Consider the following 16,493-nt stretch of genomic DNA (forward strand, 5'->3'; position numbering starts at 1 on the left):
GTGATCGACACCCCAACTTCCTTCAAGGAGAACTCTCATGAAAGCCGCTCGAATCCTCGCCGTTGCCGTCCTCGCCATCGCTCCGGCCCTGTCGTTCGCCGATACGGGCCACGGCCTCACGCGTGCCGAAGTGCGCGCCGACCTCATCCGCCTCGAGCAGGCCGGCTACAACCCGGCCGGCAGCGAAGCGCACTACCCGGACGATATCGCGGCCGCGGAACAAGCCGTCGCCGCCGCGCAGCAGGTCGCACGCTCGGACCAGAACGGCCCGTCGAAGTCGCAAGGCGACAACGTGGCCGATGCGTCGACGTCGGCCGGCCATCGCGACGCCGCCAACGACCTGTACGCGCATTCGTGATCGGTCGCCGCGCCTGCCTCACGGAGGTGTGGCGCGCACTGAAGCACTTCACTTGAACAACACGAAGAAGAAAGGAGCATGACGATGGCCGGTTTGATGAAACGCGTTCTGGTATCCGCCGCGGTAGTCGGCGGACTGTTCGGTGCGGTCGCGGCGCAGGCCGCACCGAAGGAAGACCTGAAGGGCACCAACGTCGTGCTCGTGCACGGCGCGTTCGCCGACGGGTCGAGCTGGAACCGCGTGATTCCGCTGCTCGAGGCGCGCGGGCTGCACGTGGTGTCGGTGCAGAATCCGCTGAGTTCGCTCGCCGACGATGCGGCCGCGACGAAACGCACGATCGACGAACAGAAAGGGCCGGTCGTGCTGGTCGGCCATTCGTGGGCCGGCGTCGTGATCAGCGACGCGGGCAACGACGACAAGGTGAAGTCGCTCGTGTACGTCGCGGCGTTCGCGCCCGACAACGGCCAGTCGATCGCCGACGTCACGCAAGGGCTGCCGGCGCCGTCGTGGGCGGGCGAGTTGCGCAAGGACGCGGGTGGTTTCGCGCGGCTGTCGGACAAGGCGATCGCGCAGGATTTCGCGCCGGATCTGCCGCCCGCGCAGCAGCGCATCGTCGCGGCGACGCAAGGGCCGTGGTACGGTGGCTGCATCTCGGAGAAGGTCACGCAGGCCGCGTGGCATGCGAAGCCGTCGACGTTCGTCGTCGCGACGCAGGACCGGATGATCGATCCGAAGCTGCAGGAAGCGATGGCGAAGCGGATCGGCGCGACGGTCGCGCGCGTGAACGGCAGCCATGTCGCGATGCTGAGCCAGCCGAAAGCCGTGGCCGATGCGATCATCGCCGCCGCCGAGCGCACGAAGCACGATACGCAGTGAGCGAATGCGGCGCCGCGCCTTCGTGAGGATGCGCGGCGCCTTGAGTGATGGCGATGTCTTTCCACCAGGAGAAGTGATGACGCAACTCTGGCAACTGTCGGCAACCGAACTCGCGAAGCGCGTGCGGCAGCGTGAAGTGTCCGCGCGCGACGTGGCGGAATCCGTGCTCGACCGGCTGGACGCCGTGAATCCAGCGATCAACGCGGTGGTCGAGCATCGCCCCGACGACGTGCGGCGGCAGGCCGACGAAGTCGATCGCGCGATCGCGCGCGGCGACGATCCGGGGCCGCTCGCGGGCGTACCCGTCACCGTGAAGATCAACGTCGACCAGGCCGGCTTCGCGACGACCAACGGTACGCGCTTGCAGGAGAGCCTGATCGCGCAAGCCGACAGCCCGGTGGTCGCGAACATCCGCAAGGCCGGCGGGGTGCTGCTCGGCCGCACCAATTCGCCGACGTTCGCGTTGCGCTGGTTCACGTCGAATCTCGTGCATGGCCGCACGCGCAATCCGCGTAATCCGTCGCTGACGCCGGGCGGATCGAGCGGCGGCGCGGCGGCGGCCGTCGCGGCCGGGATCGGCCCGCTCGCGGTCGGCACCGACATCGGCGGCTCGGTGCGTTACCCGGCCTATGCGTGCGGCGTACACGGCATCCGGCCGTCGCTCGGCCGCGTGCCGGCGTTCAATGCATCGTCGCCCGAGCGGGCGATCGGCGCGCAACTGATGTCGACGGCTGGGCCGATCGCGCGCACGATCGACGATCTGTCGCTCGCGCTGCGGGCGTTCTCCGCACCGGACGCGCGCGATCCGTGGCACGTCGCGGTGCCGTTCGACGGGCGCGCGGTGCCGAAGCGCGCGGCGTTGTGCGTGCGTCCGCGTGGCCTCGAGGTCGTGCCCGAAGTCGAGGCCGCGTTGCGCGATGCCGCGCGTCGGCTCGTCGATGCAGGCTGGACCGTCGACGAGATCGACGATACGCCGCCGATGCGCGAGGCGGCGCTGCTGCAGGAGCAGCTGTGGCTGGGCGACGGGTTCGACGCGCTGGCGAACGCGGTCGAGCAAGACGGCGATCCGGGCGCGGCCGCGGTGATCGCCGCCGTGCGCGGCAAGGTGCGCGACCTGCCGGCCGACGTGATCAGTCGCGCACTGGTTCGACGCACGACGCTGACGCGGCAGTGGCGGCTGTTTCTCGATGAATATGCGGTGTTGCTGCTGCCTGTTTCCGCGGAACTGCCGTTTCCGGACGATCTCGACCGGCAAGGGCCGGACGGGTTCGAGCGCGTGTGGGAAGCGCAGCTCACGTTGCGCGCGCTGCCCGCGATGGGGCTGCCGGGGCTGGCCGTCACGACGTCGCTCGTGAACGGCGTGCCGGTGGGCGTGCAGGTGGTGGCCACGCATCATCGCGAGGATCTGTGTCTGCTTGCCGGGCGCGATATCGAGGCGCGTGGCGCGCCGGTTGCGCCGGTCGATCCGGTGGCGTGATGTGTCGACGGCGCGCGCATCGGCGAGGCTCGGCGGCTTCGTCGGTGCATCGCGTGGCCCGTGTCATTTCGGATTCCATGACGACGCGCGAAATGCGCGTCGATCGTCCCCCTCCTTTCTTTTCACCCCCTTCGATGCACGACATCGAACGGCCATCGCCCTCCATTTCCAGCCCGCGATCGACCGCGCGCCGATAGCGCGCGTCCGCTATTGCATTCCCCGCGGCGCTGATTAGGAAATGAATTTTTATTGGTTCTGCTTCCCGGACCGCACTCGCATAGTGGCGCTGACGGCTATAGACAGCACGCAAGCTGCGACGGCCGCATTCCCGGTGTTTTTGTTCATACGAATCTGCGAGAACGAGGAAGTGTCATGACGGTTGAACTGCAAGAACGAACCGCTGCGCAGCAGGCGCTCGAAGACGCGCGCGCGGCAGCCGTGGCGGCCGGCACGCCCTACGCGGGCGGCGTCGCGCCGCAAGCCGCGTGGGCGCTGTTCGCGGCGGGCGATGCATTGCTGGTGGACGTGCGCACGGCCGAGGAACGGAAATTCGTCGGTTACGTGCCGGAGTCGCTGCACGTGCCGTGGGCGACCGGCACGAGCCTGACGCGCAACCCGCGCTTCGTGCGCGAGCTGGAAGCAAAGACCGGCAAGGATGCGGTCGTGCTGTTGCTGTGCCGCAGCGGCAACCGCTCGGCGCAGGCGGCCGAGGCTGCCACGAAGGGCGGTTTCACGCAGGTATTCAACGTGCTCGAAGGCTTCGAGGGCGACCTCGACGACCGGCAGCATCGCGGCGGCCGCAACGGCTGGCGCTTTCGCGGCCTGCCCTGGGCGCAGGATTGATTCACGGCCGTTACGGGGAGAAAGCAGCATGGCCGCGTTCGACATCGACGACATCGTTCAATCGCTGCAGACGGTGCGCCGCGCATGGCGCGAAAAGCAGCGGCGCTCGCTTGAACCGGGCGGGCGCGATTTGCCGGCGCGCGAGGCACTCGCGCAGATCGTCGGCGCGCTGAAGGGCGTGCTGTTCCCGATGCGGCTCGGGCCGCCCGACCTGCGGCAGGAAAGCGAGAACCTTCACGTGGCCCACGCGCTCGACGCGGCGCTGAATGCGCTGCTCACTCAAGTGACGCTCGAATTGCGCTACGCGGCGCGTCAGCGCAATGCCGACGGGCCGCTCGACAACCTCGACGAAGTCGCGTCGAAGGCCGTGCAGGCATTCGCCGCGCGCCTGCCGGAGATTCGCCGGCTGCTCGACAGCGACGTGCTGGCCGCCTTCCACGGCGATCCGGCGGCCGGCAGCGTCGACGAGGTGCTGCTGTGCTACCCGGGCATCCTCGCGATGATCCACCACCGGCTCGCACACGAGCTGTACGGGCTCGGCCTGCCGCTGCTCGCGCGGATCATCGCCGAGCAGGCGCATGCGGAAACGGGCATCGACATTCATCCGGGCGCGCGCATCGGCGCGGGCTTCTTCATCGATCACGGCACGGGCGTCGTGATCGGCGAGACGGCGATCATCGGCGAGCGCGTGCGCGTGTACCAGGCCGTCACGCTCGGCGCGAAGCGCTTCCCGCGCGATGCGGCCGGCCATCTGGAGAAAGGGCTGGCCCGCCATCCGATCGTCGAGGACGACGTGGTGATCTATGCGGGCGCAACGATTCTCGGCCGCGTGACGATCGGGCGCGGCGCGGTGATCGGCGGCAACGTGTGGCTCACGCAGGACGTGCCGCCCGGCGAAAACGTCACGCAGGCCGTGCTGCGCAGCGAAGCGAACGCCGCGCCGCGCACGGCGGCGCGCGTCGCCTGGGAGGCGCGATGAGCGACCTCATCCATCACTTCGGCGCCAACGTGCGCAAGCTGCGCGAAGCGCGCACGTGGTCGCAGGAGCAACTGGCCGAGCATGCGGGGCTGAACCGCTCGTACGTCGGCGAGATCGAGCGTGGCGAGGCGATCGCGTCGATCGTCACGGCCGACAAGATCGCGCGCGCTTTCGACGTGTCGATCTCGACGCTGCTGCCGGGCGCGTACGTCACCTGAGCTCGCGCCGCATCGTTTCCCCTTCGGTTGCACGCCCCTGACGGCTATAGCATGTTGAGCCGGCACGGGTGTGCTTCCGATAATCACCGAGCGTCATAAGCAATCCCGTTTTTCATCTTAAGAACCCGGAGCCACACATGTCGACCGTTGCAAGCGGCACGGCCGCGCTGAGCGATCACGCCGCCCGCCAACTAGCGAACGCTACCAAGACCGTCCCCCAGCTTTCCACGATCACGCCGCGCTGGCTGACCCATCTGCTGCAATGGGTGCCGGTCGAGGCCGGCATCTATCGGCTGAACCAGGTGAAGAACCCGGAAGCCGTGCGCGCCGCGTGCACGCAGCTCGAGGACGAAAGCGTGCTGCCGCAGACCTTCGTGCCGTACGAGGAACAGCCGCGCGAATACTTCCTGAACGCGGTGAGCACGGTGCTCGACGTGCATACGCGGATCTCCGATCTTTACAGCAGTCCTCACGACCAGATCAAGGAACAGCTGCGCCTGACGATCGAGACGATCAAGGAGCTGCAGGAAAGCCAGCTGATCAACAATCCCGATTACGGGCTGCTCGCGAACGTGACCGACGAACAGCGGATCTTCCCGCTGACGGGCGCGCCGACGCCGGACGATCTCGACGAGCTGCTGACGAAGGTGTGGAAGGAGCCGGCGTTCTTCCTCACGCACCCGCTCGCGATCGCCGCGTTCGGCCGCGAATGCACGCGGCGCGGCGTGCCGCCGCCGACGGTCAGCCTGTTCGGCTCGCAGTTCCTCACGTGGCGCGGCATTCCCCTGATCCCGTCGGACAAGGTGCCGGTCGCGGACGGCAAGACCAAGATCCTGCTGCTGCGCGTCGGCGACAAGCGTCAGGGCGTCGTCGGCCTGTATCAGCCGGGCGTCGCGGGCGAGCAGGGGCCGGGCCTGTCGGTGCGCTTCATGGGGATCAACAACCAGGCGATCGCGTCGTACCTGATCTCGCTGTATTGCTCGCTCGCGGTCCATTCGCCGGATGCGCTGGCTGTCCTCGATGACGTCGAAATCGCCAAGTTCCATGACTATCCCGACACCTATCGTTAATCCCGGCGTGGCCGCCGGCGACGCGCACGCGTTGCCGCACGCGCCGCTGCCGGCCGGGTTGCCCGATCCGGCGACGCTCGCGCGGCTCGCGTCCGAGTTCTTCGCGACGCCGCCCGGGCAGGCCACCGCGCCCGGGCTGTCGGCGGGCAGCGGCGCGGTCGGCGGCGTGCCGTCGGCATTGCCGGCGGCGGCGCCGATCCTCGCGTCGGTCAGCAACCCGGTGCCGGGCGGCTCTCCGCTTGCAGGCCCGGGCGGAGCGGGCACCGGCGTGCCGGGGCTCGCGCTGCCGCAAGGCAAGGTACCGGGCGCGAACCTCGCGCCGTCCGCACCGACGCATGTGCTGTCGCTCGGCAACCGCGCCCCCGCGCTCGCGCCGCATGCGGCCGCGCAGAACGGGCTGCCCGACAACGCCGTGTCGATCGCGCCCGCGCTCGAACCGCGGGTCGGCGGCGCGGCGCTCGGCGTGCCGCAGGTGAACGCGGCCGCACCGGAAGGCGCGACGAAGGCGTCGCCGTACTACTTCACCGACGGTTCGCTGCAGGGCTGGCAGGCGACGCCGCAGGACATCGTCGTGCCGTCGAACGGCCTCGCGTCGCCGGAAGCGTTCGGGTTGCCGGGCGACGACGCGCTGCGCGAACTGCTCGCCGTGCGTCGCGACGTGCCGGTGTCGCGTGGGTCGGGGGCCGACGTGCCGCGCTACTTCATCGACGACGCGCAGGCGGCCGAGCCGCAGGGCCAGCCGTATCGCGGCGCCCACCCGCCGTTCGACGTGAACGCGATCCGCCGCGATTTCCCGATCCTTCAGGAGCGCGTGAACGGCAAGCAGCTCGTCTGGTTCGACAACGCGGCGACGACGCACAAGCCGCAGGCCGTGATCGACCGCCTCGCGTACTTCTACGCACACGAGAACTCGAACATCCACCGCGCGGCCCACGCACTGGCCGGCCGCGCGACGGATGCGTACGAGCATGCGCGGGAAACGGTGCAGCGCTTCATCGGCGCATCGTCGCCCGACGAGATCGTGTTCGTGCGCGGCACGACCGAGGCGATCAACCTGATCGCGAAGACGTGGGGCGTGCAGAACGTCGGCGAAGGCGACGAGATCGTCGTGTCGCATCTCGAGCATCACGCGAACATCGTGCCGTGGCAGCAGCTTGCCGCGCAGAAAGGCGCGAAGCTGCGCGTGATTCCGGTCGACGATTCGGGGCAGGTACTGCTCGACGAATACCGGAAGCTGCTCAACGATCGCACGAAGATCGTGTCCGTCACGCAGGTGTCGAACGCGCTCGGCACGGTCGTGCCGGTGAAGGAGATCGTCGAGCTCGCGCATCGCGCGGGCGCGAAGGCGCTGGTCGACGGCGCGCAGTCGATCTCGCACATGCGGGTGGACGTGCAGGCGCTCGATGCGGATTTCTTCGTGTTCTCCGGGCACAAGATCTACGGGCCGACCGGGATCGGCGTCGTGTACGGCAAGCGCGCGATCCTCGACGACATGCCGCCGTGGCAGGGCGGCGGCAACATGATCGCGGACGTGACGTTCGAGCGCACGGTGTTCCAGCCGCCGCCGAACCGCTTCGAAGCCGGTACCGGCAACATCGCGGATGCGGTGGGGCTGGGTGCCGCGCTCGATTACGTGAACCGCGTCGGCATCGAGAACATCGCGCGCTACGAGCACGATCTGCTCGCGTATGCGACGAGCGTGCTCGCGCCGGTGCCGGGCGTGCGGCTCGTCGGCACCGCGCGCGACAAGGCGAGCGTGCTGTCGTTCGTGCTGAAGGGCTATGAAACCGAGGAAGTCGGGCAGGCGCTGAACGAAGAGGGCATCGCGGTGCGCTCGGGGCACCACTGCGCGCAACCGATCCTGCGGCGTTTCGGGCTCGAGGCCACGGTGCGGCCGTCGCTCGCGTTCTACAACACGTGCGACGAAGTCGATGCGCTGGTGAGTGTCGTCAGGAGACTGGCGGCGCGACGTTGACGTCGTCGTTCTCGTTGCGCCGATGTTGTCCACTTGCGGCGGCCTTCGCGGGCCGCCGCAAGCGTTTTCATGCTACCCGGTCAGAAGCGCACGACCGGCTTCTTCTCGACGTTGAACCCGTCGCGCAGCACGCACGTGATCGAACGCACGCGTTGCGATGCGCGATGACCGTATCGACCTCGTGTTCAGGCGTGCGCGGGAATGCGCGCCGGCGCGGTACGGCAGGTGAACGGCGAGCATTCGAAACGGACAAATATGCAGCGAATCAACGTCCGGCCAGCATCCGCCCGCCGACCCCTATCAGCAACAGCCCGGCCGCCGTATCGAGCACGGCCTTGCGCTGGACCAGCAGCCGGCGCACCGACGGGTGCGACGCGAGCAGCGCCATCGTGCAATACCATGCGGCCGAGATCGCGACCGACAGCGCGACGACCGACAGATCGAGCCACGCCGGCGCGTGGGCCGGCACCATCAGCGCGAAGATGCTGCCGTAGAACGCGACGGATTTCGGGTTCGTCATGCTGACGACGTAGCCCTTTCTCGCCGCGTGCCAGTCGGACATCGCGGCCGGCGCGGAAACGGGCAGCGGCTTGCGCGCGGTCGCGATCATCTTCAGGCCGAGCCAGATCAGGTACGCGGCGCCCGCCAGCCGCAGTGCGGTGTGAACCCATGCGACGTGCGTGACGAGCAGGCTCAACCCGCCGATCGCGATCGCGGCCCAGGTGCCGGACGCCGCGGCCAGGCCGAGCCCCGTCATCACGCCGGCGCGACGCGACGCGACCGCGGTGGAGGTGACGATCACGAAGTTCGGGCCCGGGCTGGCGACGCTCAGCAGCAGGACGCCGGCGAGCGGCAGCAGGGTGTTGGCGATGGGTGACATGGGGTGGAAGCGGCGTGGCGGAACGGATCTTGATCTTACCCGAGCGCGGCAGGCGGCTTCGTCGAACCCGGCATTCCGTGGCGCCAAAGCAAACAACGCGTGACGACTTCCGTCGCCACGCGTTGTTGCAGGATTCTGCCCAACCGCGCGCACGCCGACAAACCGGCGCGCACGCTGCCGCGTCGTCAGAAATCGAACCCCGGCCCGCCCGCACCCGGGCCGCCCGGCGCGGCGGCCGGCGCCGCGTCCTTCGGCGCTTCGAACACGGTCGCATCCGTCGTCAGCAGCAGCCCGGCCACCGACGCCGCGTTCTGCAGCGCGGTGCGCGTGACCTTGGTCGGATCGAGCACGCCCGATTCGACGAGATCGCCGTACTCGCCCGTCTGCGCGTTGTACCCGAAGTTGCCCGTGCCTTCGGCGACCTTCGCGACGACGACGCTCGCTTCCTCGCCCGCATTCGTGACGATCTGGCGCAGCGGTTCCTCGAGCGCGCGCAGCACGATCTTGATGCCCGCGTCCTGATCGGCGTTCGCGCCCTTCAGTTCGCGGATCGCCTGCCGCACGCGGATCAGCGCGACGCCGCCGCCCGGCACGATGCCTTCCTCGACGGCCGCGCGCGTGGCGTGCAGCGCGTCGTCGACGCGGTCCTTCTTCTCCTTTACCTCGATTTCGGTCGCACCGCCGACCTTGATCACCGCCACGCCGCCCGCGAGCTTCGCGACGCGTTCCTGCAGCTTCTCGCGGTCGTAGTCGGAGGTCGCCTCGTCGATCTGCACGCGGATCTGCTTCACGCGCGCCTCGATGTTCTTCGCATCGCCCGCGCCGTCGATCACCGTGGTGTTTTCCTTGCCGACCTCGATGCGCTTCGCCTGGCCCAGTTCTGCCAGCGTTGCCTTCTCGAGCGTCAGGCCGGTTTCTTCCGCGATGACTTGACCGCCGGTCAGGATCGCGATGTCCTCGAGCAGCGCCTTGCGGCGATCGCCGAAGCCCGGCGCCTTGACCGCGACCGTCTTCAGGATCCCGCGGATGTTGTTCACGACGAGCGTCGCGAGCGCTTCGCCTTCGACGTCTTCGGCGATGATCAGCAGCGGCCGGCCCGACTTGGCGACTTGTTCGAGCACCGGCAGCAGGTCGCGGATGTTCGAGATCTTCTTGTCGTGCAGCAGGATGTACGGGTTTTCGATCTCGGCGATCTGCTTGTCCGGATTGTTGATGAAGTACGGCGACAGGTAGCCGCGGTCGAACTGCAGCCCTTCGACCACGTCGAGCTCGTCGGCGAGCGACTTGCCGTCCTCGACGGTGATCACGCCTTCCTTGCCGACGCGGTCGATGGCCTCGGCGATGCGCTGGCCGATCGATTCCTCGCCGTTCGCGGAGATCGTCGCGACCTGGGCGATTTCCTTGCTGGTGGTGGTCGGCTTGCTGATCTTCTTCAGTTCGTCGACGGCCGATGCGACGGCCTTGTCGATGCCGCGCTTCAGGTCGAGCGGATTGAGCCCGGCCGCCACGTATTTCTGGCCTTCTCGGACGATCGCCTGCGCGAGCACGGTGGCCGTCGTCGTGCCGTCGCCGGCCGCATCGCTGGTGCGCGACGCGACTTCCTTCACGAGCTGGGCTCCGATGTTCTGCAGCTTGTCCGCGAGTTCGATTTCCTTCGCGACCGACACGCCGTCCTTCGTGACGACGGGCGCGCCGAAGCTGCGTTCGAGCACGACGTTGCGGCCCTTCGGCCCGAGCGTGACCTTCACCGCGTTCGCGAGGATGTTGACGCCTTCGGTCAGCTTCGACCGGGCGATGTCGCTGAAAATGATTTCCTTGGCTGCCATGATTGCGCTCCGTTATTGATTGACGACCGCGACGATGTCTTCCTCGCGCAGCACGAGAAACTCGTTGCCGTCCACCTTGACGGCTTGCCCCGCGTACTTGCCGAACAGCACGCGCTCGCCGACCTGAAGGTCGGGCACGATGCGCTGGCCGTCCGTGTCCTTGCGGCCGGGGCCCACGGCGATGACTTCGCCCTGATCGGGCTTTTCGGCGGCGCTGTCGGGGATCACGATGCCCGACGCGGTGGTGGTTTCCTGATCGAGTCGCTTCACGATCACGCGATCGTGCAAGGGGCGTAGGCTCATTGGTTCGTCCTGTGCGGTTCTGTCGAAATTGGCTGGCACTCTTTGGCAGAGAGTGCTGACGAGTATAAAAACGCGCGACGGCGCGATCCAATAACGGATTTCGAAAAGCATTTGCGCGAATGCGCTATGGACGAACAGCAGCCGGTGCAGGCCGTCAGATCAGCAGCGACACCGTCTTGAACAGCGCGAGGTCCTCCTTGCGCGCGGATCGCGCGTGCCGGCGGATGACATGCAGCAGGCAATCGATGAAGCAGCGCGCGGCGTCGCTGAGCGTGCTGCTGCGGCGCGTGACGATGCCGAGCTCGCGCGGTTCGAACGTCTCCTTCAGCGACAACGCGCGCATCCGGTCGCCGGACGGCGGCACGGCCGCGAGAATCGTCGGGCACCACGTGCACATGTCGGCCTGTTCGAGCATCGTCTGCAACATCGCGACCGACTGCGCGCGGACGATGCGCCGCTCGTCGATCCGGGCGCCGTGGCGCGTGAACAGATAGTCGACGAGCGCGGCCTGCCCGTCGGCCGCGAAGTTCAGCACCCAGTCGTTGTCGAGCAGGTCGTGGATCGACCGCGCGCGTTCGAGCGGATGGCCGGCGCGCACCATGACCGACGTCTCGTAGCGCAACATCGGCTCGCATGCGAATTCCTGCGTGCCGCCCGGCTGCACGTGCCCGAGCGCGAAATCCATGCTGCCGTCGCGCAGCAGCGGTTGTGCGACGGCCATCAGCGCGTCGTAGAGTTCGAGCCGCACGTCGGGCATGTGCTCGCGAAATCGCAGCACCGCTTCCGCGAGGAACGTCATCGTGAGCCACGGCGTGACACCGATGCTCAGTCGGCCCTCGACGCGGCCGCGCATGCGTTCGAGATCGCTCTGCGCGTGTTCGAGCTGTTTCAGCACGAGCCTCGCGTGCGTGAGCAGCGTCTTGCCGTAGTCGGTGAAGCCGATCCCCTCCGGCGCGCGCACGAGCAGCGGCAGGCGCTCGCTCGCCTCCAGCTCGCGCAGCGCACGCGTGACGGCCGCCTGCGACAGCCCGAGCGAGCGTGCCGCGCCGCGAATGCTTCCAGCCTCCGCGCTGGCGACGAGCGCCTGCAACTGATGCAGCTTGATCGTGCTCATGGTGCGATACCCGACAACGAAAGGTTGTCATCATAACGAAACCGAGGCTGTTCGACGGGATTTTCGCTACCTACGATTAGGGCACGATCGGTCATTCGGGCGATCGGCAACCGGAATGCATCGAGGAGAATTGGGTTGGACCATTCATCCATTCAGCCGGAAATGGCGGCGATCGAGGCGGAGATGATCGCGCTGCGGCGCCGGCTGCACGCGCATCCGGAGCTGGGTTTCGACGAGCATGCGACGAGCGATCTCGTGGCCGAGCATCTGACAACGTGGGGTTATCGGGTGACGCGCGGGCTCGGCGGCACCGGCGTGGTCGGCACGCTCACGCGCGGCGCCGGGAAGCGGCTCGGGCTGCGCGCCGACATGGACGCGCTGCCGATTCGCGAGGCCACCGGGCTGCCGCATGCGAGCCGGCACGACGGCGTGATGCACGCGTGCGGTCACGACGGTCATACGACGATGTTGCTCGCGGCCGCGCGCTGTCTGGCGGAACGTGCACGCTTCACGGGTACGCTGAACCTGATCTTCCAGCCGGCGGAGGAAGGGCTCGGCGGCGCGAAGCGGATGATCGACGACGGGCTGTTCGTGCGCTTTCCCTGCGACGCGGTGTTCGCGATGCACAACGTGCCGGGCCTGCCGGCCGGCGTGCTCGGCTTCTGCGACGGCCCGGCGATGGCGTCGGCCGACGAGGTGCGGGTACGTGTGACCGGGCGCGGCGGGCATGGCGCGACGCCGCACCTGACGGTCGATCCGGTGGTCGTTTGCGCGTCGATCGTGATGGCGCTGCAAAGCGTCGTGTCGCGCAACGTCAATCCGCAGGATCTGGCCATCGTCACGGCCGGGTCGATTCATGCGGGCACGGCATCGAACGTGATTCCCGCGCATGCGGAGCTCGCGCTCAGCGTGCGAGCGCTTTCGCCCGACGTGCGCGCGCTGCTCGAAACGCGCATTCGCGAGATCGTGCACGGGCAGGCCGCGAGTTACGGCGCGACGGCCGAGATCGATTACCGCCACGACTATCCGGTGCTGGTCAATCACGCGGCGGAGACCGCGTTCGCGCGCGACGTCGCCCGCGAATGGGGCGGCGATGCGGCGCTGATTCCGCACCTGAAGCCGATCGCGGCCAGCGAGGATTTCGCGTTCATGCTCGAAGCGTGCCCCGGCAGCTACCTGTCGATCGGCAACGGCGACGGTGTCGGCGGTTGCGGGCTGCATCACCCGGGTTACGACTTCAACGACGCATGCGTCGCCATCGGCGCGAGCTACTGGATTGCGCTGGCGGAGCGCTACCTCGCCTGAGGCGCCCGCACGCTTTCGATCGACGATTCACACACGCAAGGAGACTGGCAATGAAGACATGGATGGCGGCGCTCGCGGTGGCGCTGGCGGCAGGAACGGCGCAGGCGGGCGACTGGGCGGGCAAGGAGATTCGTCTCGCGGTCGATCCGACTTATCCGCCGCTCGAATACAAGCTGCCCGACGGCACGCTGACGGGCTTCGGGATCGACATCACGAACGCGTTGTGCGCGGAGTTGCGTGCGCGCTGCGTGTGGGTCGAGTCGAGCTTCGACGGGATGATCCCCGGGCTGCTCGCCCGCAAGTTCGACGTGATCGCATCGTCGATGACGATCACGCCGAAGCGGATGCAGCAGATCGCGTTCACGAACCGGATCTCGAACGCGCCCGCGCGGCTGATCGCGCGCAAGGGTTCGCCGCTGCTGCCGACGGCCGCTGCGCTGAAGGGCAAGCGGGTAGGTGTCGAGCAGGGTTCCGCGCAGGCCGATTACGCGATTGCGAACTGGCAGCCGGCCGGCGTGCAGATCGTGTCGTATCAGAACCAGGACCAGGTCTACGCCGATCTCGTGACGGGCCGGCTCGACGCGGCATTCCAGGCGTCGATCGCGGCCAGCGACGGTTTCCTGAAGAAGCCGCAGGGCAAGGACTTCGCGTTCGTCGGCCAGGCGATCGACGACGTGAAGTACTTCGGGCAGGGCGACGGACTCGGGCTGCGCAAGCAGGACAACGATCTGCGCGAGGCATTCAACCGCGCGCTCGCGACGATTCTCGCGAACGGCACGTATCAACGGATCAACCGGAAGTACTTCGACTTCGACATCTACGGCGCGAAGTAACGCGCGGGACCGGCACGAGGGGACGGTGCGCGGCGAGCCGTGCACCGGAAACGGAAGCAGCATCGCACCTGTGCGAGCGGCGGACCATGAACCGCCGGCTCGTCACGGTAAATCATATCGATAAGGATTACATATAATGAAATGGAGATTCGTTTTCGTCGCGATTCCGGCGCTGTGCGCGGCGCCTGCGTTCGCGCAAGGCAGCGTCACGCTTTACGGCCTCGTCGACGCGGGTATCGACTATACGAACAACGTCGGCGGGCACGGCGCGTGGCAGATGGCAAGCGGCTTCGCACAGGGTAGCCGCTGGGGGCTGAAGGGCACCGAGGACCTCGGCGGCGGCTACAGCGCGCTGTTCCAGATCGAGAACGGTTTCAACGTCAACAGCGGCACCCTCGCGCAGGGCGGCCGCATGTTCGGGCGGCAGGCGTACGTCGGGCTCGGCAGCGCACGGTTCGGCACGCTGACGCTCGGCCGGCAGTACGACGCGCTCGTCGACTATCTGGCGCCGACCACCGCGAACGGCAGTTGGGGCGTCTATCCATTCTCGCATCCGTTCGACAACGACAATACCGGCAACACGTTTCGCGTGAACAACACGGTCAAGTACGCGAGCCCGGATTTTTCCGGATTTTCGTTCGGCGGCACGTACAGCTTCAGCAACGACACGGGCTTCGCGAACAACCGGCAATGGAGCGTCGGCGCGCAGTACGAGCACGGCGGCCTGCTCGTCGGCGCGGCGTTTCTCAACGCGGACAACCCGGGTGCGACGTCGGGCGGTGCGATCGCCGGTTCGGGGGCGGTCGGCGCCGATGCCAATTTCGCGTCGGCGCGGTTGCGGATCTTCGGCGCGGGCATCAACTACACGGCGGGGCCCGCGACGGTCGGCTTCGCTTACACGAACAGCAACGTCACGCGGCCGGGCGCGAACGTCGGCTACCTGTTCGGCGACGAAACGATCGAGCCGGTGACGGGCCCGCTTGCGGGCGGCACGGTCACGTCGATCAAGTACCAGAACTTCGAAGTGAACGGCAAGTATCAGTTCACGCCGGCGCTGTTCGTCGGTGCGCAGTACGTGTACACGACGGTGCGCTATGACGCGACGACGGGCTCCGCGAAACCGAAGATCCATTCGATCGGGCTGATGGCCGACTACAACCTGTCAAAGCGCACGGACGTGTACCTGATGGGCGCATTCCAGCGCGTGGCGGGCGACGCGACCGGCTCGTCGCTCGACCAGGCTTACATTCCCGGTGCGGCGGATCTGTCGTCGACGTCGAAGCAATTGATGGTGCATGCCGGGATTCGTCACAAGTTCTGACGAGGTCATCCGGGAAGCGGCGAGCGCGGCACGAGGCCGTCCGTCGCTCGCCGCCCGTGCATCTCGCGTCGCTCATTGAGCGACGCGAATCACGACCTTGCCGAAGTGCTGCCCCGACTCCAGGTACGCATACGCCTGCGGCGCTTCGTCGAAGCCGAACACGCGATCGACTACCGGCTCGATCCGTTTCGCGTCGACGAGCCGCACGACGTCGTCGAGCATCGTGCGGCTGCCGACCATGAAGCCGTGCAGCCGCCGGAAGCCGCCGATCAGCGGCAGCAGCGCGAGTTCCGGGCCGCCGAAGCTGCTGAGTCCGCCGATCACCGATACGAGGCCGCCCAGCTTCGTCGCGGCGACCGAGCGCGGTAGCGTGTCGCGGCCGCCGACTTCGACGACCAGATCCGCGCCGGCGCCGCCGGTGAGCCGCAACACTTCGTTTTGCCATTCGGGTGTCGCGCGATAGTTGATCGTTGCGTCCGCACCGAGTGCGCGGGCGCGTTCGAGCTTCGCGTCGCTCGACGAGGTCACGATCGTGCGCAGCCCGGCCGCCTGCGCGAGCTGCAGCGCGATGATCGACACGCCGCCGGTGCCGAGCAGCACGACGGTCGCGCCCGGCGCCAGCCCGCCGTCGACGAACAGCGCGTTCCACGCGGTGACGCCCGCACACGACAGCGTCGCCGCCTTGTCGTAGTCGAGATGCGCGGGAATCGCCACCAGCGCCGTTTCGTCGGCGACGAAGCGTTCGGCCAGCACGCCGTCGAATTGCGCGCCGGGCGAGCCCGATACTTTGTGCGGCGTCGGCGGCCCGTCGATCCAGCGCGGGAAATAGGTATTGATCACGCGGTCGCCCGGCTTGAAGCGTGTGACGTCGCGGCCGGTCTCGACGACTTCGCCGGCGCCGTCGGCGACCGGGATCAGCGCTTCCTTTCCGATGCCGAGATAGTCGCCGCGCGCGAACATCAGGTCGCGATAATTCAGCGCGGCCGAGTGGATCTTCACGACGACGTCGGTCGGCCCGACCGGATGTTCCGTCGCATCGACGCGACCGAGCCCGGCAATGCCGTCGCCCGGTTTGATTTGCCATGCATGCATGTCGGCTCCTTTTCGAGATAGTC

The 16,493-nt window shown here is 67.8% G+C and carries 16 protein-coding genes; 11 read left to right on the forward strand and 5 right to left on the reverse strand.

What is annotated here, in order from left to right; genetic code table 11:
* Positions 1 to 37 precede the first annotated feature (37 nt).
* The 8 genes from KPB06_RS23815 (at position 38) to KPB06_RS23850 (ending at position 7,796) form a co-directional block, all read left to right on the forward strand.
* The gene (locus tag KPB06_RS23815) at positions 38 to 358 is read left to right on the forward strand and encodes a DUF4148 domain-containing protein (protein WP_104013041.1); all 321 of its coding nucleotides are present in this window, start codon (positions 38 to 40) and stop codon (positions 356 to 358) included.
* A gap of 84 nt (positions 359 to 442) precedes the next feature.
* Entirely contained in the window at positions 443 to 1,234 is a 792-nt protein-coding gene (locus KPB06_RS23820) for an alpha/beta fold hydrolase (RefSeq protein WP_059580317.1), read from the forward strand.
* Between the two features lie 76 nt (positions 1,235 to 1,310).
* Complete coding sequence (locus KPB06_RS23825) at positions 1,311 to 2,711, forward strand: amidase family protein (protein ID WP_104013040.1); 1,401 nt, start codon at positions 1,311 to 1,313, stop codon at positions 2,709 to 2,711.
* A 372-nt stretch (positions 2,712 to 3,083) separates the two neighbouring features.
* Positions 3,084 to 3,554, forward strand: a complete 471-nt coding sequence (locus KPB06_RS23830) for a rhodanese-like domain-containing protein (protein WP_104013039.1) — start codon at positions 3,084 to 3,086, stop codon at positions 3,552 to 3,554.
* A gap of 28 nt (positions 3,555 to 3,582) precedes the next feature.
* A complete protein-coding gene (epsC, locus tag KPB06_RS23835; protein ID WP_059640414.1) occupies positions 3,583 to 4,533 on the forward strand; it encodes a serine O-acetyltransferase EpsC in 951 nt (316 codons plus the stop codon).
* On the forward strand, positions 4,530 to 4,751 hold the full coding sequence (locus tag KPB06_RS23840) for a helix-turn-helix domain-containing protein (RefSeq protein WP_011356215.1): 222 nt from the start codon (positions 4,530 to 4,532) through the stop codon (positions 4,749 to 4,751). Before epsC ends, KPB06_RS23840 begins: the two co-directional genes overlap by 4 nt.
* 137 nt (positions 4,752 to 4,888) lie before the next feature.
* A complete protein-coding gene (locus KPB06_RS23845) occupies positions 4,889 to 5,821 on the forward strand; it encodes a family 2A encapsulin nanocompartment shell protein (RefSeq protein ID WP_006479760.1) in 933 nt (310 codons plus the stop codon).
* Positions 5,796 to 7,796: a family 2A encapsulin nanocompartment cargo protein cysteine desulfurase gene (locus tag KPB06_RS23850; protein ID WP_226232388.1), complete on the forward strand. Its 2,001-nt coding sequence runs from the start codon at positions 5,796 to 5,798 to the stop codon at positions 7,794 to 7,796. The genes KPB06_RS23845 and KPB06_RS23850 overlap by 26 nt, the downstream gene beginning before the upstream one ends.
* Before the next feature lie 265 nt (positions 7,797 to 8,061).
* On the opposite strand, the gene KPB06_RS23855 is transcribed toward KPB06_RS23850, so the two are convergent.
* From KPB06_RS23855 to KPB06_RS23870, 4 genes are all read right to left on the reverse strand, one after another.
* A complete protein-coding gene (locus KPB06_RS23855) occupies positions 8,062 to 8,676 on the reverse strand; it encodes a LysE family translocator (protein ID WP_104013036.1) in 615 nt (204 codons plus the stop codon).
* Between the two features lie 185 nt (positions 8,677 to 8,861).
* The gene (gene groL, locus KPB06_RS23860; RefSeq protein WP_059579935.1) at positions 8,862 to 10,502 is read right to left on the reverse strand and encodes a chaperonin GroEL; all 1,641 of its coding nucleotides are present in this window, start codon (positions 10,500 to 10,502) and stop codon (positions 8,862 to 8,864) included.
* 12 nt (positions 10,503 to 10,514) lie between these two features.
* Entirely contained in the window at positions 10,515 to 10,805 is a 291-nt protein-coding gene (locus tag KPB06_RS23865) for a co-chaperone GroES (protein WP_011694564.1), read from the reverse strand.
* Positions 10,806 to 10,959: 154 nt separating this feature from the next.
* Positions 10,960 to 11,919, reverse strand: a complete 960-nt coding sequence (locus KPB06_RS23870) for a LysR substrate-binding domain-containing protein (RefSeq protein WP_059579937.1) — start codon at positions 11,917 to 11,919, stop codon at positions 10,960 to 10,962.
* Between the two features lie 183 nt (positions 11,920 to 12,102).
* Between KPB06_RS23870 and KPB06_RS23875 the strand changes: the two genes are divergently transcribed.
* The 3 genes from KPB06_RS23875 to KPB06_RS23885 all read left to right on the forward strand — a co-directional run bounded on the left by KPB06_RS23875 (position 12,103) and on the right by KPB06_RS23885 (position 15,378).
* Positions 12,103 to 13,224, forward strand: coding sequence for a M20 aminoacylase family protein (locus KPB06_RS23875; RefSeq protein ID WP_373453019.1), 1,122 nt, complete (start codon positions 12,103 to 12,105; stop codon positions 13,222 to 13,224).
* 50 nt (positions 13,225 to 13,274) lie between these two features.
* Positions 13,275 to 14,057: an ABC transporter substrate-binding protein gene (locus tag KPB06_RS23880; RefSeq protein WP_059579942.1), complete on the forward strand. Its 783-nt coding sequence runs from the start codon at positions 13,275 to 13,277 to the stop codon at positions 14,055 to 14,057.
* 136 nt (positions 14,058 to 14,193) lie between these two features.
* Positions 14,194 to 15,378, forward strand: a complete 1,185-nt coding sequence (locus KPB06_RS23885) for a porin (RefSeq protein ID WP_059579945.1) — start codon at positions 14,194 to 14,196, stop codon at positions 15,376 to 15,378.
* A gap of 72 nt (positions 15,379 to 15,450) precedes the next feature.
* Here KPB06_RS23885 and KPB06_RS23890 read toward each other — a convergent pair whose 3' ends face one another.
* Positions 15,451 to 16,470, reverse strand: coding sequence for a zinc-dependent alcohol dehydrogenase family protein (locus KPB06_RS23890; protein ID WP_059579948.1), 1,020 nt, complete (start codon positions 16,468 to 16,470; stop codon positions 15,451 to 15,453).
* Positions 16,471 to 16,493 lie beyond the last annotated feature (23 nt).

The sequence above is a fragment of the Burkholderia semiarida genome (assembly GCF_029268935.1).
GTDB lineage: Bacteria > Pseudomonadota > Gammaproteobacteria > Burkholderiales > Burkholderiaceae > Burkholderia > Burkholderia semiarida.